This window comes from Leifsonia aquatica H1aii, from assembly GCF_000633535.1.
GTDB classification, from domain to species: domain Bacteria; phylum Actinomycetota; class Actinomycetes; order Actinomycetales; family Microbacteriaceae; genus Leifsonia; species Leifsonia aquatica_A.
On the sequence record NZ_AYMR01000001.1, the window covers coordinates 278,806 to 300,006 of the forward strand.

Genomic DNA, 21,201 nt, shown 5'->3' on the forward strand with positions numbered 1-21,201 from the left:
TCGGTATCCTGTCCAGCATGACCCGCACCTCCGCACTCGACCGCTTCTACAGTGTGATCCCCGCCGGCGGCGTCGGATCCCGGCTGTGGCCCCTGTCGCGTGCCGACGCGCCCAAGTTCCTCCACGACCTGACCGGCTCCGGTCAGACGCTGCTGCGCAGCACCTGGGATCGCCTCACTCCTCTGTCCGGCGATCAACGGATCATGGTCGTCACCGGTCGTGCGCACCGCGCGGCCGTCGAGGCCCAGCTGCCCGACCTCATCGACGCCAACGTCGTGCTCGAGAGCGAAGGGCGGGACTCGACCGCCGCCATCGGCCTGGCGGCCGCCATCCTGGAACGTCGCGAGCCCGGCGTGATCATCGGCTCGTTCGCGGCCGACCACGTCATCCGCGACCAGGTCCGTTTCCGGCAGGCCGTGCGAGAGGCCGTGCATTCCGCCGATTCCGGCTACATCACCACCATCGGCATCCAGCCCACCGAGCCGGCGGTCGGATTCGGCTACATCCACTGCGCCGACGACTCCGCCGAGATCGCCGGCGCCCCATCGGCGCGGCTGGTCGACTCCTTCGTCGAGAAGCCGGACCTGTCCACGGCCGAAGGCTACGTGGCCGACGGCTCCTACCTCTGGAATGCGGGCATGTTCATCGCTCGAGCCGATCTGCTCCTCGCGGAGATCGGTCGCAACAAGCCGGAGCTGCTCGCCGGCATCCTCGAGCTCGCCGCCGCATGGGACGACCCGGCGACCCGCGGACCGGCGGTCGACCGGATCTGGCCGCGGCTGGAGAAGATCGCGATCGACTACACCGTCGCCGAGCCCGCGGCCGAGGCCGGTCGGCTCGCCGTCATCCCCGGCTACTTCGACTGGGACGACGTAGGGGACTTCGCCTCGCTGGCGAAGCTGAACTCGGGCGGCCGCAAGTCCGACCTGGCGATCCTGGGCGAGAACGCCCGCGTGCTCGCCGATTCGTCGAGCGGCATCGTCGTGAGCCAGAGCAACCGCGTCATCAGCCTGATCGGCGTCAAGGACATCGTCGTCGTCGACACTCCGGACGCCCTCCTGGTCACCACCAGCGAGCACGCGCAGCGGGTGAAGTCCGTCGTCGACGCCCTCAAGGTCACCGGCTCCACCGACGTCCTGTAGTCGGGCCCTCCGAGGGCGCGCCGGCGCGCGGCCAGTCGACGGACGACGAGTCAGTCGACGACCGACGGGCCGTTCTGCACGTCGGCGGCGATGCGGGAGATCTCCGCGTCGTCGAGCGGGATGCCTGCCTCCTCGAGACGCTGTCGCAGCAGCTTCTCGCTGTCCTCTCGGGGGCGCAGCTGCATGTCCGCGCGCATCTGCTCCACGATCCCGGCGACCTTCTCGCCGGTGCCGGCATCGGTGCTTCCGTCCATGACGGGCTCATCCTGGGTCATGTCTCGGAGGCTACGCCGACGGCCGCCCGAAGCAAGGGGGTGCACGCCGCTCGCACGGGGTTCACAGCACGCGTTCCCCGGCGAGCGCTTCACAAGCCGCGCAGCTCGGGCAGGAGCGCCTTCGCGATCAAGAAGTAGATCACCAGGCCGGTGCCGTCGACGATCGTCGCGATCATCGGGCCGGAAACGACCGCGGGGTCGACACGTGTCCGTGTGAGCAGCAGCGGGAGCACTGAGGCGACCAGTGCGGACCACATCACGATGGCGGCCAGGGTGAGCGAGACGACCAGCACGATCTCCCACCCCACGTCGAGGGTGAACGCGCGCACCAGCCCGGCCCCGGCCATGGCCACCGCGATCAACCCTGCGGTCGACAGTTCGGTGACGAGCACGCGGCCGAGGTCCCTCAGCCGGATCTGCTGGAGCGAGACCGCTCGGACGATGGTCGTCGTGATCTGCGTCCCCGCGTTCCCACCGGTTCCGATCAGCAACGGGATGAAGAAGGCCAGGCTGACGACGGCCTCCAACTCGTGCTCGAAGATCTGCAGCACGGTTCCGGTGTAGGCCTCGGCGACGAACAGGACGAGCAGCCAGACGATGCGCTTGCGCCAAAGCAGCAGCGGCGACGCGCGCAGGTACGGCACATCGAGGGGTCGGGACGCCCCCTGCCGCTCGGCGTCGTCCGTCGCCTCGTCCTCGACGATGTCCGCGGCGGCGTCGGCTGTCAGGATTCCCAGGAGCCTCTGCCGCTGATCCACGACGGGGAGCGCGAGGAGCCGGTGGTCCAGCAGCAGACGGGCCGCCTTCTCCGCGTCGCCATCCTGATCGACGTACAGCGGCGACGAGGTCATGACGCCGGAGATCCGGGTTCCCGGCTGCGCGAGCACGAGCGCGCGAAAGGCGACCACACCGACCAGGCGACGGTCGTCGTCCACGACGTAGACGTATGCGCCGGTCTGGGAGTCAGCACCGCGTCCACCGAACCCGCGAGCCACACCGATCGCCTCCTCGGCCGATGCGCGCGCGGGCACCGAGAGCACTTCGGGGACCATGTGCGCGGCCGCGGTGTCGACGGCCCGCCCGAGCAGATCGCGCAGCACGGCCGCACGGTCGGCGGACAGTGCACCGAGGATGGCGTCGCGCGGACGGGCCGGCACCTCGCGGAGGATGTCGGTCGCCAGATCGGAATTCAGCGCCGGCAGCAACCGTGCCGCGGTCGTGGGCTCCCAACGGACCAGCAGCGACGCGGCCGCGTGGGTCTCGATCGACGACAGCAGCTCCTCAGCGCCGTCGTCGTCCAGGACGCGACCGAGAGCGTGAACACCGTCGTCGTCGAGGGCGTCGACCTGTTCGGCCCGCCTGACCGGATCGGTGACCGCCACGAGCCAGCGGTCGAAGCCAGTCCCCGGCCCTTCCCGCAGGATGCGCCCGAGCGCCTCGTGCGACAGGCGCTGGGGCGCTGCGGGTGACATGGCATCCTTTCGGCTCGGACGACAGCCGATCCACCGGAAGAATGCGCTCGGGTGCCGTCCTGCCGAAGACGGGGCAGCCGATATACGCGTGCCGTCGAGGTGAATTGGGTGGTGCGGGCGCACGGCCTGGGTATCGAGTTGTCTCGACGTCGAGATAACTGAGGGCACCCTAAGCAGCGCAGGGAAGACCCGCGGCATAGACTGGGCAACGCGCTCAGCGCGCCTCATGTAGCGACATGCAACCAGGGAGGGTTGTTCGTGCCAGACCAAGCGGCAGGGACTCTGCAGCCGACGAAGAACCGGCCGGGCGGCACGCTGTACCGCGGCCGCGAGGGTATGTGGTCGTGGGTGCTTCACCGCATCACCGGCGTCGCCATCTTCTTCTTCCTTCTCGTGCACATCCTCGACACCTCGCTCATCCGGGTCAGCCCGGAGGCGTACAACGCGGTGATCGGGACGTACAAGAACCCCATCATGGGACTCGGCGAGATCGCCCTCGTGGCGGCCATCGTCTTCCACGCCTTCAACGGCATCCGCATCATCCTGATCGACTTCTGGAGCAAGGGCGTCAAGTACCAGCGCGCCATGTTCTGGACGGTCATCGTGCTCTGGGTGGTGCTGATGGCGGGCTTCATCCCGGTGCAGCTGATGCACATCTTCGCGGAGGGGCACTGATTATGACGACCATCGAAGCACCCCGCACCCCGGCCCGGTCGCCGCGCTCGAAGGGCGTGAACTGGGAGAAGTGGGGCTGGATCTACATGCGGCTCTCGGGCCTCGTGCTGATCGTCCTGATCTTCGGCCACCTGCTGGTGAACATCGTGCTGGGCGACGGCGTCAAGCAGATCGACTTCGCCTTCGTCGCCGGCAAGTACGCGACGCCGTTCTGGCAGGTCTGGGATCTGCTCATGCTCTGGCTCGCGATGATCCACGGTGGCAACGGCATGCGCACGCTCGTCAACGACTACGCGCACAACAAGACGGTGAACCGCATCCTCCGCTGGGCGATCCTCGCCGCGGTGGTCGTGATGGTCGTGCTCGGCACCCTCGTGATCTTCACCTTCGACCCCTGCCCGGTGGGCGCCGCAGCCGATCAGCTGCCGTCCTTCTGCCCGGTCAAGTAACGGAAAACCGCACCTGTGACTACGACTGATTCTGAATCGACCGTCATCGACGGCGTCCACTACCACGAGTTCGACATCGTCATCGTCGGCGCCGGCGGCGCCGGGATGCGCGCGGCGATCGAGGCAGGACCGCACGCCAAGACGGCCGTCATCTCGAAGCTCTACCCCACCCGCTCCCACACCGGCGCGGCGCAGGGCGGCATGGCCGCGGCGCTCGCCAACGTGGAGGAGGACAGCTGGGAGTGGCACACCTTCGACACCGTCAAGGGCGGCGATTACCTCGTCGACCAGGACGCGGCCGAGATCCTCGCCAAAGAGGCCATCGACGCGGTCATCGACCTCGAGAACATGGGTCTGCCGTTCAACCGCACCCCCGAGGGCAAGATCGACCAGCGCCGCTTCGGCGGCCACACCCGCGACCACGGCAAGGCGCCCGTGCGCCGGGCCTGCTACGCGGCCGACCGCACGGGTCACATGATCCTGCAGACGCTGTTCCAGAACTGCGTCAAGCTCGGCATCAACTTCTTCAACGAGTTCTACGTCCTCGACGTGATCATGAACGAGGTGGACGGCGTCGACCAGCCCGCCGGCGTCGTCGCGTACGAGCTGGCGACCGGCGAGCTGCACGTCTTCCACTCGAAGGCGATCATCTTCGCGACCGGCGGCTTCGGCAAGATCTTCAAGACGACCTCCAACGCCCACACCCTCACCGGTGACGGCGTCGGCATCATCTGGCGCAAGAAGCTCCCGCTGGAGGACATGGAGTTCTTCCAGTTCCACCCGACCGGCCTGGCCGGCCTGGGCATCCTCCTCACCGAGGGCGCCCGCGGCGAGGGAGCGATCCTCCGCAACGCCTCCGGCGAGCGCTTCATGGAGCGGTACGCCCCGACCATCAAGGACCTCGCCCCGCGCGACATCGTCGCCCGCTGCATGGTCCAGGAGGTCGCGGAGGGCCGCGGCGCCGGGCCGCACAAGGACTACGTGCTGCTCGACTGCACCCACCTGGGCGCCGAGGTCCTCGAGACCAAGCTCCCGGACATCACCGAGTTCGCCCGCACGTATCTCGGCGTCGACCCCGTCGTCGAGCCGGTGCCGGTCATGCCGACGGCGCATTACGCGATGGGCGGCATCCCGACCAACAACAACGCCGAGGTGCTGCGCGACAACACGACCGTCGTGCCCGGTCTGTACGCCGCCGGCGAGTGCGCCTGCGTCTCGGTCCACGGCTCGAACCGCCTGGGCACCAACTCCCTGCTCGACATCAACGTCTTCGGCAAGCGCGCCGGCAACAACGCCGTCGAGTACGTCAAGACGGCGACGGCCGTCCCGCTGCCGGAGGACCCGGCCGCGTTCGTCCGCGGGCTCCTCGGCGACCTGCGCGCCGGCACCGGCACCGAGCGGATCGCCGCGATCCGCAAGGAGCTGCAGGACGAGATGGACAAGAACGCTCAGGTGTTCCGCACCGACGAGTCGCTCGAGAAGGTCACGGGCACCATCCACCGGCTCCGCGAGCGCTACAAAAACATCGTGGTGCAGGACAAGGGCAAGCGGTTCAACACCGACCTGCTCGAGGCCGTCGAGCTGGGCTTCCTGCTCGACCTCGCCGAGGTCGTCGTCTACTCGGCCCGCAACCGCAAGGAATCCCGCGGCGGCCACATGCGCGACGACTACCCGAAGCGCGACGACGAGAACTACATGCAGCACACGATGGCCTACCTGACCGGTGACCCGCACTCCGCCGACGCGGCGGACCACATCACCCTCGACTGGAAACCGGTCGTCGTGACGCGCTACGAGCCCATGGAGAGGAAGTACTGATGTCGACCGCCGTACTGGAGACTCCGCCCGCTCCGGAAGCCCCCGTCCTGTCGTTCACCGTGACGCTGATCATCCGCCGCTTCGACCCGGACGTGGACACCGAGCCGCGCTGGCAGGACTTCGACGTCGAGATGTTCCCGACGGACCGCATCCTGGACGCCCTGCACAAGATCAAGTGGGAGCAGGACGGGTCGCTGACCTTCCGTCGCTCCTGCGCGCACGGCATCTGCGGCTCCGACGCGATGCGCATCAACGGCCGCAACCGCCTCGCCTGCAAGACGCTGATCAAGGACCTGGACATCTCCAAGCCGATCTACGTCGAGGCGATCAAGGGCTTGCCGCTGGAGAAGGACCTCATCGTCGACATGGAGCCGTTCTTCGCGAGCTACCGCGAGGTGCAGCCCTTCCTGGTCGCGAACAGCAAGCCGGAGAAGGACAAGGAACGCATCCAGTCGGTCGCCGATCGTGCGCGCTTCGACGACACCACCAAGTGCATCCTGTGCGCCGCGTGCACGTCGTCCTGCCCCGTGTTCTGGACCGACGGTCAGTACTTCGGTCCGGCCGCGATCGTGAACGCCCACCGATTCATCTTCGACTCGCGCGACGACAACGCTCAGGTGCGACTCGACATCCTCAACGACAAGGAGGGCGTGTGGCGCTGCCGCACGACCTTCAACTGCACGGATGCGTGCCCCCGCGGGATCCAGGTCACCCAGGCCATCGCCGAGGTCAAGCAGGCCATCATGCGCGGCAAGCCGTAGCCCACGCCGCGCGCTCGCAGAGAACGCCCCTCCGCCCCGTGCGGAGGGGCGTTCTCTGCTTAATTCGGGCCGACGGACTACGGGGAGTTCGATCAGTGGGCCAGCGGGATTCCCAAATCGTTTGTCCCCCGGTAGAGTGACATGCCGGGCCCGACCGGAGCCCGACAACCCGACTCACTCAAGGAATCGCCATGGCGTCCGCCCACGACTTCTTCCTGCTCGGCGACCACGAGGCCGCCAAGCAGCTCGTCATCTCCGCCCTCGCCTCCGAGGGCTTCACCGTCACGACCACGCCGAACGGCGGCCTCCTCGCCAAGCGCGGCAGCACCGCCGCGACGATCTGGCTCGGCGCCATGGCCGGCAAGAACTTCCAGATGACCTTCATGGTCGACTTCATGGTCGACCCGCAGGGCCGTCTGGTCGCGCGCCTCAATCGCAACATGACCGGAGGCGCGCTGAAGGGCGGCGCGATCGGCGCCGCCAAGACCGACACGGCGTTCCAGCAGACCGCCAACGCGATCGCCGCAGTCCTGCACCCGGCGGGCATCCTCGCCGACAGCGTCTCGCAGAAGTAGCACCCCGAAACACCGCACACCGACCCCGCACTCATACGGAGCCAGAACACCATGACCGACCAGAACCCGAATTCCTACCCCGCCGCCCCGCCCGCGCCCGCCGCCCCGTACGCGCCGTACCCGGCGCAGAAGAGCGGGACGAACGTTCTCGCCATCATCGCGCTCGTCGGCGCCTTCGTCTTCCCGCTCGCCGGCGTGATCTGCGGGCACATCGCCCTCAGCCAGATCAAGCGCACCGGCGAGAGCGGCCGCGGCCTCGCGATCGCCGGCCTGATCATCGGCTACGTCTACATCGCGTTCATCGTGCTCGCGATCATCCTGACCATCGTCGGCACGCTGCTCGCCGCCTCGACCGGCTACTCGAGCTACTCCTACTGAGCCGAGACGCCCTCGGGCGTCTTCACCGGAGCCCCGGCGCTCCCGCCATCGCGCGGAGCGTCGGGGCTCTTCGCCGTGTGCGGACGTGCTCAGGCCCGGGCGAGGTAGGCGTCCTCCGCCGCGTAGTCGAAATCGGACGCGACGACGTCGTCCGCCCAGGGCGGCACCCGGCCGAAGGAGGCGGCCCACTCGACCGCGGCGCGCGCCGTCTGCGCGTAGCCGCCGACCGGGCGATAGCCGAGCGCAGCCGCGACGGTGAGATCGAGCTCGATCCCCGGCACGACGTCCCACGGGTGCCGGCCGGGCTCCTCCCCCTCCACCAGGACCTCGTCCCACCGGTGCCCGAGGGTGTGCGCGACGAGCCGGGCGATGTCGAGCCCGGTCGGGACGTCCGGATCGGCCGCGTTCACGATGCGGGCGCCGGGGCGGGCGGCGACGGCCTCCACGAGGGCGGCCGCATTGACCGCGGCGGTGGGATGGTCGAAACCGCGCCCGCCGTGGGCCAGGAGGACGACCGGGCGTCCGTCCAGGACACGGCGGACGAAGTGCCACTCCCGCGGAGAGGCGGCGCCCACGCCGTGGACCTTCGAGGCGCGCAGCACCGAGACAGGGTGACCGCTCTCCAACAGCACCCGTTCGGCCGCCACCTTGTTGCGGCCGTAGCCTTCCCGGCTCTGGTAGGCGCCGTCCCAGGCCGGCTCGAGCGTGCACGCGTCCTCGCGCACCGGGCCGCCGAAGCGGGGGCGTTCCGGGGAGTTGATGTGCCGGCCCTCCGCATCGACGTAGACCGCCTTGCTGGAGAACATGACCGCGGAGCCGACGCCGCTCAGGTGCGGCACCAGCGAGCGGGCGTCCGCCGCCGTGAAGCAGAGCGCGTCGACGACCAGGTCCGCCCCCGGACCCAGCAGCGCCGCGAGCGCATCGGCGTCGCGACGCTCGGAGGTGCGGTGCACGACGCCCGCCGCGGTGAGCTCCGGCGGCATCCGCGCGGGGTCACGACCGGTCACGACGACGTCCCAGCCGCCAGCGGCCAGGCGAAGGGCTGCGGCGCGGCCGAGCAGGCCGGTGCCGCCGAGGATGAGGGCGGATGGCATCCCGCCAGCGTATCCGGTCGATATCCTGAACAAGTGGCCAAGAAGACCCGCCCCGCACGGCAACCGGTGCGCCCCGATCCGGCGGTGCAGCGCGCCGAGGGGACGGTCGAGCCCGAGGAGACGCTGAAGGAGCGCTTCCTCGACGCGACCGAGCCGATCAAGGAGCGGCTGGAGAAGCCGGTGGCGCGGGTCTCGCTCATCGCGAAATGGGTGCAGGCCCTGCGCCCGTACCGGGTCTACATGAACTACTCGCACTCCGATGGCAACCTGCGGGCCGCCGGGATGGGGTTCCAGGCGCTGTTCGCGATCTTCGCGGCGGTCTGGCTCGGCTTCTCGGTCGCGGGGCTCTGGCTGACGAGCAATCCGGACATCTACAAGGCCCTCATCCAGCTGATCAACCGTGCGGTTCCCGGGCTCATCGCCACCCCGACGTCGCAGGGCGTCGTCGACACCTCCCAGCTGGAGCAGGCGACGTCGTTCGGCTGGGCGGGCGCGATCGCCGCGATCGGTCTGCTCTGGACGGCCATCGGCTGGCTCTACTACACGCGCCAAGCAGTCCGGGCCGTGTTCGGACTCAGCCGGGACACCACCAACTACGTCCTGCAGAAGATCCGCGACCTCTTCCTCGCCCTCGGCTTCGGGCTGGTGTTCGTCTTCTCGGCGACCCTGACGATCGTCAGCACGCAGGCGCTGACCTTCTTCCTCGACCTGATCGGCCTGCCCACCGACTCGGCCGCGACCGGCGTCATCACCCGCATCTCCAGCCTCGTGGTGTCCGTCGCCCTCAACATCGTCACGCTGGGTGCGATGTTCCGGGTGATGGCCCGGGTGGCGATCCCCTGGCGCAACCTGTTCTTCGGCGTGCTGCTGGGCGCCTCGGTCCTGGCGGGCCTCAGCGTCCTGGGCGGGGTGCTGCTGGGCGGCGCGACGAAGAACCCGCTGCTGGCGACCTTCGCCGTCTTCATCGGTCTGCTGCTCTGGTTCAACCTCGTCTCACGGGTCATCCTGCTCTCCGCCTCGTGGATCGCCGTCGGGATGTTCGACCAGGGGCTCTCGCCGCGGATGGTGACGCCCGAGCAGGCCGCGGCGGAGCGCGCCGCCGCCGAGCACGAGGCACGCGTGCTCGTGGCCCGCGCGGAGCTCGCGGAGGCCCGTCAGGAGCTGGCGAAGGCGCACTGGTTCCGCCGCCTGTCGGCGCAGCGGAGGGTGGAGAAGGCGGAGCACGAGCTGAACGACCTGCTCGACCTCGGGAGCGTCACCGGTCCCCGCTAGGCTGGATCCATGCCCACGAAACCGCTGCGAATCGCGACGATCAACACCAACGGCGTGCGTGCCGCGTTCCGCAAGGGCATGGGCGCCTGGCTCGACGGGCGCGACGTCGACATCCTCGCCATCCAAGAGGTGCGCGCCTCCACGGAGGACCTGGAGCAGCTGCTCGGCCCCGACTGGGACATCGTCCACGACCCGGCCACGGCGAAGGGCCGCGCCGGCGTGGCCATCGCGAGCCGGCACCGGGCCGCGATCCACCGGGTCGAGCTCGGACCGGCGGAGTTCGACAGCGCCGGACGCTGGCTGGAGGCCGACTACGAGGTCAACGGCACCGTCGTCACCGTGGTCAGCGCCTACGTGCACTCCGGTGAGGCGGGGACGGACAAGCAGGTCGCGAAGTACACCTTCCTCGACGCGATGGAGAAGCGCCTCCCGGAGCTGCAGAAGCACAACGAGCTCGCCGTCGTCATGGGCGACCTCAACGTGGGCCACCGCACCCTCGACATCAAGAACTGGAAGGGCAACGTCAAGCGCGCCGGCTTCCTCCCCGAGGAGCGCGCGTACTTCGACCGTTTCGTCGGCGCGGAGGACGAGCCCGGCTACAACGACGGCGCCGGTCTCGGCTGGGTCGATGTCGGCCGCAAGGCCACGGGCGACGTCGACGGCCCCTACACGTGGTGGTCGTGGCGCGGCCAGGCGTTCGACAACGACACCGGCTGGCGGATCGACTACCAGCTGGCCACCCCGGCCCTCGCGGCGCGGGTGAAGGACTATGCGGTGGACCGTGCGGCCGCCTACGACGAGCGATGGTCGGACCACACGCCCGTGGTCGTCGACTACGACATCTGAGTCGGCGAAGCGCTCCGCATCCGCACCCATCGATTTGAAAGCTCGGACATGACCTCACTCCCCCGCCTCTACTCGGGCATGCAGCCCTCGGCCGACTCCCTGCACCTCGGCAACTACATCGGCGCCCTGCTGCAGTGGAAAGACCTGCAGAGCACCCACGACGCGTTCTTCTCCGTCGTCGACATGCACGCGATCACCGTCGCGCAGGACCCGGCCGAGCTCCGCGAGAAGACCCGTCGCACCGCGGCGCAGTACATCGCGGCCGGCATCGACCCCTCCGCCTCCACGCTCTACGTGCAGTCGCACGTCGCCGCCCACGCCCAGCTGCAGTGGGTGCTCGCCACCATCACCGGGTACGGCGAGGCCGCGCGCATGACGCAGTTCAAGGACAAGTCGGCCAAGCAGGGCGCCGATGCGACCTCGGTGGGCCTCTTCACCTACCCGGTGCTGATGGCCGCCGACATCCTGCTCTACGACGCCGAGGTGGTTCCAGTCGGCGACGACCAGCGCCAGCACGTCGAGCTGACACGCGACCTCGCCGAGCGGTTCAACAGCCGCTTCGGGGAGACCTTCGTCGTGCCGCAGACGCTCACCCTGAAGGAGAGCGCGCGCATCTACGACCTGCAGAACCCGTCGTCGAAGATGTCCAAGTCCGCCGACTCGGGCGCGGGGATCGTCTGGATGCTCGATGAGCCGGACGTCACGCGCAAGAAGATCATGCGCGCCGTGACGGACACCGACGGCGTCGTGTCGTTCGATCGCGAGGGCAAGCCGGGCATCTCGAACCTGCTCAGCATCTACGGCGCGCTCAGCGGCCGGTCGATCGAGTCGATCGAGCTGGAGTACGACGGCAAGGGTTACGGAGACTTCAAGAAGGGGCTCGTGGAGGTCGTCGTGGGCGCTCTGGGCCCGGTGCGCGAGCGTGCGCTCGAGCTCCTCGCCGATCCGGCGGAGCTCGACCGCATCCTCGCCCACAACGCCGCCCGGGCCGACGAGATCGCCGAGGCGACCCTCGCCAAGGTGTACGACAAGGTCGGTTTCCTGCGGCGGGCGCGCTGATGACGACGCCGTCCGTCCCGCCGGTGGTGCTCACGGGCGAGCGGGTGGTGCTCTCCGTACCGACGGACGCCGACGTCGACCGCATCGCGGAGCTGTGCGCCGATCCCGCGATCGCCGAGTGGACCACCGTCCCGTCGCCCTACACACGGGACCACGCGGTCGGCTTCGTGACCGGGATGGTCGCCGACGGCTGGGCGAGCGGACGCGTCCGCACCTGGGGCGTCCGCGCCTCCGGCGTGCTCGTCGGCATGGTCGGTCTGCACGACGTCGAGGACGGCGCCGCCGAGCTCGGGTTCTGGCTGGCTTCGGAGGCGCGCGGACAGGGCATCATGTCCGAGGCGGTCCGCCTGGCGCTCGACCACGCCTTCGCCGCCGACCCCGATGGCGTCGGCCTCCGTCGCGTCGTGTGGCACGCGTTCGCCGGCAACGTCGCGAGCGCGGCGGTCGCGCGCCGCGCCGGCTTCACCTTCGAGGGCGCGAGCCGGCTCGGCGCGGTCCACCGCGGCGTCCGCCGCGACGACTGGCAGGCCGGCCTGCTGGCGGACGACAGCCGCACGCCGAAGGACGGCTGGCCGGCGGAGACGTGGGGGTGAGTCGCCCCGCGGTCGTTCTCTTCGATCTCGACGACACGCTTTTCGCCCACCGGGCGGCCGTCGCGCGGGGCATCGTCCGCTACGCGACCACGCTCGGCGCGCCCTACGACGCGCAGGACTCCGACGAGCTGGTGGCGCTGTGGCACGACCTCGAGGAGGAGCACTACCACCGCTACCTCGCCGGGCAGCTGGACTTCGAGGGCCAGCGGCAGGCCCGCGCCCGCGCGTTCGCCGCGCAGCACGGAGTGACGCTGTCCCCCGCCGAGGCGAGCGCCTGGTTCGCCTCCTACTTCGAGCACTACGTCGCCGCCTGGAGCCTTCACGACGACGCGCTGGCGTGTCTGGACGATCTGGAGACGGCACTTCCGGGGGTCCGCTTCGGGCTCATCACGAACGGCGACCTCGCCTTCCAGCGCCGCAAGGTCGAGTCGGTCGGGCTCGATCGCCGGGTCTCGACGCTCGTCGCCTCGGGCGAGGTCGGGGTCGCGAAACCGGACGCGGCGATCTTCCGCCACGCGTGCACCCTCTTCGGTGTGCAGCCTGCACAGGCCGCCTACGTCGGCGATCGACTGCGCACCGACGCGATCGGCGCCGCGCAAGCGGGCCTCACCGGCGTCTGGCTCAACCGTCGGTCGGAGACGCCCTCGCCCGAGGATGCGGGCGACGTCGCGGGCAACCGGGTGCTCCAGATCCACGGCCTCGACGCCCTGGCGGGCGTCCTCGCCGGCTGAGCCGGATCAGTTGCCCTTCGTGCAGGTCTGCTCGGCGGCAGTCTGCCCGGTGACGTTCGACGGCAACGCGACGGCCGTGGACGTCGGGGTCGGAGTGGCCGCGTCCGTCGGCGCAGACGTGGAGGCGCTCCCGGTCGCGGTGGCCGTCGGGGTCGGGGTCGCCGTCGCGGCGCCGGTGGACGGTGCGGTCTCCGTGGCGCCGCCGGTGGTGCCGGTCAACTGGATGGGGGCGTCCGCCGCGAGGGCCTGCTTCAGCACGGCGACGCCCGTCGGCTCGGGCACGACCCGGTTGACGTCGTCGGGGTCCGTCATCGACGGGTACTGCAGGAAGACGAAATCGGACAGCGGGACGCTCCGCAGCGCGAGGGCGATCGAGACGAGGGTCGTCGGCGAGTCGAGGGAGTCCGAGAGCTGGATGTTCGACGTCGCGGCTTTGGCCAGCCCGTACAGCGTGATCGGGTTGCTGAGCACGCCCGCACTCGTCATCTTGCGCAGGAGGGCCGAGAGGAACAACTGCTGGTCGCTGATGCGCCCGAGGTCGCTGCCGTCGCCCACACCGTGTCTGCTGCGGACGAACGCGAGCGCCTGAGCGCCTACCAACGTCTGCTCTCCGGCCGGCAGGTCCAGCCCGACATAGGGATCGGTGACCGCCGTCGCGAGGCACACCGTGACACCGCCGACCGCATTCGACATGGCCGTCACCCCGTCGAAGGAGATCTCGGCGGCGTACGGGATCGTGAGGCCGGTCAGCTGCTCGGCGGTGAGCACCACACAGGAGAGGCCTCCGATGGAGAGCGTGGTGTTGAACTGTCCGCTGTCGACGGCGGAACTCGCCCCGCTGGAGGTCGGGCAGGACGGGATGGGCGCCATCAGATCACGCGGGATGCTGATCACCGTCGCGTGCTGGTGGTCCGCGGAGAGGTGCAGGATCATCGTGACGTCGTTGTTACCCGCTCCGGAGCTGCCGGCGAGTTCGGTGCTGCTCGAGAACTGGCCGCCCTGCCCCGTGCGCGTGTCCGTACCGGCGAGGAGGATATTCACCGCCCCGCTCTCCGCCCCGACGGTCGGGGGCGTGATCGTCTTGCCGGACGCCGAGACCAGGTGGATCGACGGCTTGAGCGAGTGGAGGGTGTCGCCGATCGCATACGCGGTCACGGCTCCGACCGACACCACGGCGACGGCGACCACGGCCGCGATCAACCGCACGACGGGGCCGCGCGCCGTGCGCGTGGCCAGGCGTCCGTGGCGTACGGCTATCGCGGTCGAGGAATGTCTCACATCAGGACGGTAGCCGCCCCACCTGCGCGCCAGCTTTCGGAGCCATGAGGAAATCGAGAGGTGCGCCTGGAAGGGCGCCGACGCGAAAGCGCCGCCCGGCGGACCGGACGGCGCTTCAGGTGAGGGTGCGGATCAGGCGTTCTGGACGTCCTCGTCGACCCAGTCGAAGGTCTTGGTGACGGCCTTCTTCCAGAGGCGCAGCTGGCGGTCGCGCTCGGCGGCCTCCATCTTCGGCTCCCAGCGGCTGTCCTCCTGCCAGTTCTTGCGGAGGTCGTCCAGGTTCTCCCAGAAGCCCACCGCGAGACCGGCGGCGTACGCGGCACCCAGGGCGGTCGTCTCGGCGACGACCGGGCGGATGACGGGGACGCCGAGGATGTCGGCCTGGAACTGCATCAGGGTGTTGTTGGCGATCATGCCGCCGTCCACCTTCAGCTCGGTGAGGTCGACACCGGAGTCGGCATTGACCGCGTCGAGCACCTCGCGGGTCTGGAAGGCCGTGGCCTCCAGCGCCGCACGGGCGATGTGTCCCTTGTTGACGTACCGGGTGAGGCCGACGAGCGCACCGCGTGCGTCCGACCGCCAATACGGCGCGAACAGGCCGGAGAAGGCCGGCACGAAGTACGCGCCGCCGTTGTCCTCGACCGTCTTGGCGAGCTCCTCGATCTCCGGGGCGCTCGAGATGAGGCCGAGGTTGTCGCGCAGCCACTGCACCAGCGAGCCGGTGACGGCGATCGAGCCCTCCAGGGCGTAGTGCGGCTTCTCGTCGCCGAGCTTGTAGCCCAGGGTCGTCAGCAGGCCGTTCTTGGAGTGGACGATCTCCTCACCCGTGTTGAAGATGAGGAAGTTACCGGTGCCGTAGGTGTTCTTGGACTCGCCCGGATCGAACGCCGCCTGGCCGAACGTCGCGGCCTGCTGGTCGCCGAGGATGCCCGCGACGGGCACCTCGCGGAGCAGGCTGGACGGCTCGACCGTGCCGTAGATCTCGGAGGAGCTCTTGATCTCCGGGAGCATCGACTTCGGGACGTTGAACGCCTCGAGGATGTCGTCGCGCCAGCTGAGGGTCTCGAGGTCCATGAACAGGGTGCGGGAGGCGTTGGTCACGTCGGTCGCGTGCACGCCGCCGTCGACGCCGCCGGTCAGGTTCCAGAGGACCCAGCTGTCGGTGGTGCCGAAGAGCAGGTCGCCCCGCTCGGCGCGCTCGCGGGCGCCCTCGACGTTCTCCAGGATCCAGACGATCTTGGTGCCGGAGAAGTAGGTCGCCAGCGGGAGGCCGACGATCGGCTTGAAGCGCTCGACGCCGCCGTCTGCCGCGAGTCGGTCGACGATGGGCTGGGTGCGGGTGTCCTGCCAGACGATGGCGTTGTAGACGGGCTCGCCAGTGTTCTTGTCCCAGACCACCGCGGTCTCACGCTGGTTGGTGATGCCGACCGCGGCGATGTCGTGACGGGTCAGGTCGGCCTTGGAGAGCGCCTGGCCGATGACCTCACGGGTGTTGTTCCAGATCTCGACGGGGTTGTGCTCGACCCATCCCGCCTTCGGGAAGATCTGCTCGTGTTCGAGCTGGCCGGTCGAGACGATCGACCCGGACTTGTCGAAGATGATGGCGCGGGTGCTGGTCGTGCCCTGGTCGATAGCGACGACGTAGTCGGCCATAGGTAACTCCTTTGTTCTTTGGGGAGGGGTGGTGCTGTGTAGAAAGGGCCGGTCCGGAGAACCGGACCGGCCCCGGAGTGCTACTTGATGATCGGGAGCAGGACGAGCGCGAGCCAGCCGGCGAGCAGACCGCCGATGATCGGGCCGACGACCGGGACCCAGGAGTAGGACCAGTCGCTGCCGCCCTTGCCCTTGATCGGGAGGATGGCGTGGGCGATGCGCGGACCGAGGTCACGGGCCGGGTTGATGGCGTACCCCGTCGGACCACCGAGGCTCGCACCGATACCGATCACGAGGAGGGCGACGGGCAGGGCGCCGAGGGCGGCGAGTCCGACCGCCTGACCGGGCTGGTGGCCGAACGCGATCACCACGAACACCAGCACGAAGGTGCCGATGATCTCGGTGACGAGGTTCCAGCCGTAGCTGCGGATGGCCGGGCCGGTCGAGAAGACACCGAGCTTGTTGGCCGGGTCCGGCTCCTCGTCGAAGTGCTTCTTGTACGCCAGCCAGGTGAAGACGGCGCCGATGATCGCACCGAGGAGCTGGGCGAGGATGAACAGCGCCACCGTCCCGAAGTTCACGTCGACGGTGGCGTTGCCGGCGCCGAAGGTCTTCGCTCCGTTGGCTACCAGGCCCAGCGTCACAGCCGGGTTCAGGTGGGCGCCGGAGTTGTATGCCACGACGACGCCCGAGAACACCGCGATGCCCCAGCCGATGTTCACCATCAGGAACCCGCCGTTGAAGCCTTTGTTCTTGATGAGTGCGACGTTAGCCACGACACCGGTACCGAGGAGGACCAGCATTGCCGTGCCCACCAACTCAGACAGGAAATCTACACCGATATTGTCCACGTTGACCTTCCAGTTGTTCGGTTGACCCGCACCCTGTTGTGCGATGAGGTGTGATCCAAGTCAGGGTGGGCACTTGAACGCTATTGGGGCCGTGCCGACCCGTACAAGGACCGTGCTATGCACGTTCGTGCATTATCGGAGCGCCGCGGCTTCGCTCCCGTCCCCGGATTCGAGGTGCACCCGGTGGGCGGCGGCCAGTTCCGCTATGAACGCATCTTCCTCCTCGGAGCGTCGATTTGGCGACCATCCGAGCGCGTTTGCCGTGATTTCGCCGATCTCGCGGACCAGGGCGACGCTCACCCCGCCGACGAAGGCGAGGCTGGTACGGCGGAGGAAGACGTCCGACAGGTGGGCCACATGCTCCGTGCGCACGAGGTGCGCGATCTCGGCGCGGGAGTACGAGGGGGCCGCGGCGAGCGGGATGTCGTCCCCGTCGGCGCCGGCGATCGCGTCGATCACGAACGTCGCCTTCGTGCCGTAGCGGTGCAGGAGCTGGGCGGCGCGCTCGGGGCCGACGTCCGCTCCGTAGCGGGCGATCCAGTCGCGCTCGGCCTGCGGGGTGGTCGGGAATCCGGCGCCGCCACCGATGGCGAGGCCCAGCGTGGAGAGCCGACGCTCCGTCTTCAGCACGGCGAGGGTCTCGTTCGCGAGGTGCTCCGACAGCGCGCGGAAGGTCGTCCACTTGCCGCCGACCAGGCTGAGCACCGTAGTGTCGCCGAGGCCGGCGAGGGTGCCGGGGACGATGCGGTAGTCGCGGGAGACGAAGCCGGGGGCGGTGTCGTCGTGATGGGGCAGCGGGCGCACGCCCGAGAAGCTGTAGACGATCTGCTCGCGGGTCACCGGGATCGATGGGAAAACGTGCGAGACCAGTTCGATGAAGTAGTCGATCTCGTCCTCGGTGCACACGGCCGGCGCGTTCATGTCGGCGTCGATGTCGGTGGTGCCGACCATCACGCGACCCTTGAGCGGGTAGATGAGCACGATGCGCCCGTCGTTGTTCTCGAAGAACATCTCACGGCCCTGGCACGCCTCGAGCAGGCGCGGGTTGTCGAGCACGATGTGCGAGCCCTTGGTGCCGCCCATGTACCTCGTGCCCTGGCCCAGCGCTTCGTTGGTGAGGTCGGTCCAGGGGCCGGAGGCGTTGACGACGACCTCCGCGCTGATCGAGAACTCCTGGCCGGACTCCCGGTCGCGCACGAGCACGCCGCCGTCCTGCGTGCCGATCGCCTCGACGTAGTTGACGGCGCGGGCGTGCGGACCGGCGGCGAGGCCGTCGGCGAGCACGTCGAGCGCGAGGCGCTCCGGGTCGTGCACGGAGGCGTCGAAGTAGGTGGCCGTGTACTTGAGACCCGGGTTCAGCTCGGGGAGCGTCTCGAGGGACTTCTTGCGGCCGTGGAACTTGTGGCGAGGCACACTGCCGCCGTCGCGCGAGAACGCGTCGTAGATGGTGAGGCCGGTCTTGATGAGGAACGCGCCGCGCTCCTTCGGCTTTCCCTGCTTGTGGGTGAGGAAGCGCAGCGGTGCGGCGAGGATGCCGGAGAAGGTCGAGTAGATCGGGATGGTGGTCTGCAGCGGCTTGACATAGTGCGGCGCGATCTTGAGCAGGCCGTTGCGCTCGGTCACCGACTCCTTCACGAGACGGAACTCGCCGTTCTCGAGGTAGCGGATCCCGCCGTGGATCATGTGGCTGGAGGCTGCGGACGCACCCGACACGAAATCGTTGCGCTCGACGAGCACCACGTCGACGCCCTGGAGCGCCAGGTCGCGGAAGGTGCCGAGGCCGTTGATGCCGCCGCCGATGATGACGACCTGGGCGGTGGGACGATCCTGGAGGTGCTTGACCTCGCTGCGGACGCTCGACGTCGCTGTCACGGGAACTCCTGTATTTCTATCGATCGGGTGAAACGTGTGGTTATAGTCTTGGTTGCCTGCACAACTTCGATCAAGCTGGATGCACATACGTGCAGCGCTCCCCCGAGCCGAGAAGACGACCCCGATGACCTCTCCCGAACCCGACACCCTCACGGACAAAGTGCGCGACGCCCTCAAGGCGGGGCACCTGTACTACATGCAAGACCTCACCATGGAGGCCATCGCGCATGAGATGCACACGTCACGGTCCAGCGTCTCGCGGCTGCTCAGCTATGCCCGGACCTCTGGACTGGTCACCATCCAGATCGCGCAACCGCACGAACGGGCCACCCGGATCCAGCAGGAGATCCACGATCGGTTCGGGATCGCGGCCCACATCGTCCCGATGCCGAGCGCGATCAGCGACGTCGACCGGCTGGAGCGCGTCGCCATCTCGGCTGCACGGATTCTCGACCGGTTCATCGACTCGAACCAGACGGTCGGCGTCGCCTGGGGCTCGACCATGAGTGCGCTCAGCCGGCACCTGATCCCGAAGGAGCTGCACAACGTCGAGTTCGTGCAGCTCAACGGTGCCGGCAACACCTACACGACCGGTGTGCTCTACGCGTCCGAGATCCTCCGCCGGTTCGGCGACACCTATTCGGGCACCATCCAGGAGTTCCCCGTCCCCGCGCTCTTCGACGATCCGCAGACGAAGGTCGCCATGTGGCGGGAGCGGAGCACCCGTCGCATCCTCGACATCCAGGAGCGGATGGACGTCGCACTGTTCGGCCTCGGCTCGCCGTTCTCGGAGGTGCGCTCCCACGTCTACGCCGGCGGCTACCTCGGGCAGGAGGACTACGCATCCCTGGACGAGTCGGGAGTCGTCGGCGACGTCGCGACCGTGTTCTTCCGCGAGGACGGAAGCCACCACGACATCCCGCTGAACCAGCGCGCGAGCGGACCGGACATCGACCTGATCAAGCGCGTGCCGCGGCGGGTGTGCATCGTCTCCGGGCCGTCGAAAGTGCACAGTCTTCGCGGGGCGCTCGCGGCGGATCTCATCACCGACCTCGTCGTGGACGAAGGGACGGCGCGCGCCCTCGTGGCCCGCGATGATGACGCCGCGTTGAGCGGGGAATAGTCCCGCCACGAGAGCGTTGACTACACTCGACAACAGAACAACGTGCTCCGGGGTCGGTGAGAGTCCGAACCGGCGGTGACAGTCCGCGAGCGGGCGGCGTGTGAACGCCTCCTGCTGAACCGGTGGAATTCCGGTACCGACGGTAATGCGTGCAGGCCCAGGCCCGCCCGCTCAGTCCGGATGGGAGGCAGCACGAAGCGGTGGCCGGCGACGGCCGTCGCCCGCGCGACCCCGGGATACGTCCGCTCTCGACAGACAGGACGACGATTCCCATGACCCGGGAAGCTGCGATGCGCACCGCGCTCGAGCTGGCCGCCAACGGCCCGGCCACCGGCGTGAATCCGCGCGTGGGCTGCGTGATCCTCGCCGCCGACGGCAGCGTACTGTCCGAAGGGTGGCACCGCGGAGCCGGCACCCCGCACGCCGAAGTGGACGCGCTGGCGAAGCTTCCGGAGGGCGGTGCCCGCGGGGCGACCGCGGTCGTCACGCTCGAACCGTGCAACCACTGGGGCCTGACCGGCCCGTGCTCCGAAGCCCTGATCGCGGCGGGTGTCGCCGACGTGATCTACGGCGTCGACGACCCGGGCCGCCACTCCGGCGGCGGTGCCGAGCGCCTGCGCGACGCCGGCGTCGTGGTGACGGGCGGCGTGCTCGCCGGCGAGATCGAGCGCTTCCTGGGCGACTGGCTGACGGCCGCCCGGCTCGGGCGGCCGCACATCACCGTCAAGTGGGCGAGCAGCCTCGACGGTCGCGCCGCCGCGGTCGACGGGACGAGCAGGTGGATCACCGGCACCGCCGCACGCCAGCGCGTGCACGAACAGCGCGAGGCCTCCGACGCGATCGTCGTCGGCACCGGTACCGTCCTCGCCGACGACCCGAGTCTGACCGCGCGTGGAGACGCGGGCGAGCTTCTCGGCCGGCAACCGACTCCCGTCGTCGTCGGGACCCGCGCCGTCCCCAACGACGCGGCCGTGTTCCGCCACCCGCGTCCCGTCGTCTTCGAGGGGACGCACGATCTGCACGCCGTCGTCGCCGACCTGCACCAGCGCGGATTCCGCCGCGTGTACGTCGAGGGCGGCCCCACCCTGGCCAGCGCCTTCGTCGCGGCCGGTCTGGTGGACGAGTACGCGATCTTCCTGGCACCCACGCTCATCGGCGGTCCGCGGCTGGCGCTCGGCGAGATCGGCGTCGGCACCATCGGCGAGCAGCGGCGGCTGCGCGTCCTCTCCGTCGACGAGCTCGGCGGCGATCTGTACGTGCGCGCCGTCCCCGCCGCCCCCTCCC

General features: G+C 69.2%; 21 protein-coding genes and 1 riboswitch. Of the genes, 14 read left to right on the forward strand and 7 right to left on the reverse strand.

All coding sequences use genetic code 11. The features are described from left to right. Window positions 1-17 precede the first annotated feature (17 nt). A complete protein-coding gene (locus U870_RS0101235; RefSeq protein ID WP_025155601.1) occupies window positions 18-1,142 on the forward strand; it encodes a mannose-1-phosphate guanylyltransferase in 1,125 nt (374 codons plus the stop codon). A 50-nt stretch (window positions 1,143-1,192) separates the two neighbouring features. Here U870_RS0101235 and U870_RS0101240 read toward each other — a convergent pair whose 3' ends face one another. Then, entirely contained in the window at window positions 1,193-1,417 is a 225-nt protein-coding gene (locus tag U870_RS0101240; protein ID WP_025155602.1) for a hypothetical protein, read from the reverse strand. Window positions 1,418-1,506: 89 nt separating this feature from the next. Further along, window positions 1,507-2,889, reverse strand: a complete 1,383-nt coding sequence (gene mgtE, locus U870_RS0101245) for a magnesium transporter (protein ID WP_025155603.1) — start codon at window positions 2,887-2,889, stop codon at window positions 1,507-1,509. Between the two features lie 258 nt (window positions 2,890-3,147). Between mgtE and sdhC the strand changes: the two genes are divergently transcribed. The 6 genes from sdhC to U870_RS0101275 all read left to right on the forward strand — a co-directional run bounded on the left by sdhC (window position 3,148) and on the right by U870_RS0101275 (window position 7,545). Then, window positions 3,148-3,564, forward strand: a complete 417-nt coding sequence (gene sdhC / locus U870_RS0101250) for a succinate dehydrogenase, cytochrome b556 subunit (protein WP_081815133.1) — start codon at window positions 3,148-3,150, stop codon at window positions 3,562-3,564. A gap of 2 nt (window positions 3,565-3,566) precedes the next feature. Then, entirely contained in the window at window positions 3,567-4,013 is a 447-nt protein-coding gene (locus U870_RS0101255) for a succinate dehydrogenase hydrophobic membrane anchor subunit (protein ID WP_025155605.1), read from the forward strand. A gap of 15 nt (window positions 4,014-4,028) precedes the next feature. After that, the gene (sdhA, locus tag U870_RS0101260; protein WP_025155606.1) at window positions 4,029-5,831 is read left to right on the forward strand and encodes a succinate dehydrogenase flavoprotein subunit; all 1,803 of its coding nucleotides are present in this window, start codon (window positions 4,029-4,031) and stop codon (window positions 5,829-5,831) included. Continuing rightward, window positions 5,831-6,592, forward strand: a complete 762-nt coding sequence (locus tag U870_RS0101265; protein ID WP_025155607.1) for a succinate dehydrogenase iron-sulfur subunit — start codon at window positions 5,831-5,833, stop codon at window positions 6,590-6,592. The genes sdhA and U870_RS0101265 overlap by 1 nt, the downstream gene beginning before the upstream one ends. A gap of 191 nt (window positions 6,593-6,783) precedes the next feature. Further along, a complete protein-coding gene (locus U870_RS0101270; protein ID WP_025155608.1) occupies window positions 6,784-7,167 on the forward strand; it encodes a hypothetical protein in 384 nt (127 codons plus the stop codon). 51 nt (window positions 7,168-7,218) lie between these two features. After that, window positions 7,219-7,545, forward strand: a complete 327-nt coding sequence (locus U870_RS0101275) for a DUF4190 domain-containing protein (RefSeq protein ID WP_025155609.1) — start codon at window positions 7,219-7,221, stop codon at window positions 7,543-7,545. Between the two features lie 89 nt (window positions 7,546-7,634). Here the strand turns inward: U870_RS0101275 and U870_RS0101280 are convergent, their stop codons facing one another. Next, window positions 7,635-8,639, reverse strand: coding sequence for an NAD-dependent epimerase/dehydratase family protein (locus U870_RS0101280; RefSeq protein WP_025155610.1), 1,005 nt, complete (start codon window positions 8,637-8,639; stop codon window positions 7,635-7,637). Window positions 8,640-8,672: 33 nt separating this feature from the next. On the opposite strand from U870_RS0101280, the gene U870_RS0101285 reads away from it, so the two are divergent. Genes U870_RS0101285 through U870_RS0101305 form a run of 5 tightly spaced genes read left to right on the forward strand, consistent with a single transcriptional unit; the run spans window position 8,673 to window position 13,140 of the window. Next, a complete protein-coding gene (locus U870_RS0101285) occupies window positions 8,673-9,911 on the forward strand; it encodes a YihY/virulence factor BrkB family protein (RefSeq protein WP_025155611.1) in 1,239 nt (412 codons plus the stop codon). 9 nt (window positions 9,912-9,920) lie between these two features. Then, window positions 9,921-10,757 carry an exodeoxyribonuclease III gene (locus U870_RS0101290; protein WP_025155612.1) on the forward strand — a complete coding sequence of 279 codons (837 nt, stop codon included), beginning with the start codon at window positions 9,921-9,923 and terminating at the stop codon, window positions 10,755-10,757. Window positions 10,758-10,805: 48 nt separating this feature from the next. Beyond that, window positions 10,806-11,816, forward strand: a complete 1,011-nt coding sequence (trpS, locus tag U870_RS0101295) for a tryptophan--tRNA ligase (RefSeq protein ID WP_025155613.1) — start codon at window positions 10,806-10,808, stop codon at window positions 11,814-11,816. Then, complete coding sequence (locus U870_RS0101300) at window positions 11,816-12,409, forward strand: GNAT family N-acetyltransferase (protein WP_025155614.1); 594 nt, start codon at window positions 11,816-11,818, stop codon at window positions 12,407-12,409. Before trpS ends, U870_RS0101300 begins: the two co-directional genes overlap by 1 nt. Continuing rightward, entirely contained in the window at window positions 12,406-13,140 is a 735-nt protein-coding gene (locus U870_RS0101305; protein WP_025155615.1) for an HAD family hydrolase, read from the forward strand. Before U870_RS0101300 ends, U870_RS0101305 begins: the two co-directional genes overlap by 4 nt. 6 nt (window positions 13,141-13,146) lie before the next feature. On the opposite strand, the gene U870_RS0101310 is transcribed toward U870_RS0101305, so the two are convergent. From U870_RS0101310 to U870_RS0101325, 4 genes are all read right to left on the reverse strand, one after another. Beyond that, the gene (locus tag U870_RS0101310; RefSeq protein WP_025155616.1) at window positions 13,147-14,418 is read right to left on the reverse strand and encodes an LCP family protein; all 1,272 of its coding nucleotides are present in this window, start codon (window positions 14,416-14,418) and stop codon (window positions 13,147-13,149) included. 132 nt (window positions 14,419-14,550) lie between these two features. Continuing rightward, window positions 14,551-16,071 (reverse strand): glycerol kinase GlpK, encoded by a 1,521-nt coding sequence (gene glpK / locus U870_RS0101315; protein ID WP_025155617.1) that lies wholly within the window; start codon window positions 16,069-16,071, stop codon window positions 14,551-14,553. Between the two features lie 80 nt (window positions 16,072-16,151). Further along, window positions 16,152-16,874, reverse strand: coding sequence for an MIP/aquaporin family protein (locus U870_RS0101320; protein ID WP_043709067.1), 723 nt, complete (start codon window positions 16,872-16,874; stop codon window positions 16,152-16,154). Window positions 16,875-17,054: 180 nt separating this feature from the next. After that, the gene (locus U870_RS0101325; RefSeq protein ID WP_025155619.1) at window positions 17,055-18,794 is read right to left on the reverse strand and encodes a glycerol-3-phosphate dehydrogenase/oxidase; all 1,740 of its coding nucleotides are present in this window, start codon (window positions 18,792-18,794) and stop codon (window positions 17,055-17,057) included. Window positions 18,795-18,918: 124 nt separating this feature from the next. On the opposite strand from U870_RS0101325, the gene U870_RS0101330 reads away from it, so the two are divergent. Further along, on the forward strand, window positions 18,919-19,917 hold the full coding sequence (locus U870_RS0101330) for a sugar-binding transcriptional regulator (protein WP_025155620.1): 999 nt from the start codon (window positions 18,919-18,921) through the stop codon (window positions 19,915-19,917). Window positions 19,918-19,956: 39 nt separating this feature from the next. Continuing rightward, window positions 19,957-20,114: riboswitch (FMN riboswitch) on the forward strand. A gap of 75 nt (window positions 20,115-20,189) precedes the next feature. Continuing rightward, window positions 20,190-21,201 (forward strand): bifunctional diaminohydroxyphosphoribosylaminopyrimidine deaminase/5-amino-6-(5-phosphoribosylamino)uracil reductase RibD (ribD, locus tag U870_RS0101335; protein WP_025155621.1); only part of this gene is annotated, 1,012 nt, incomplete at its 3' end.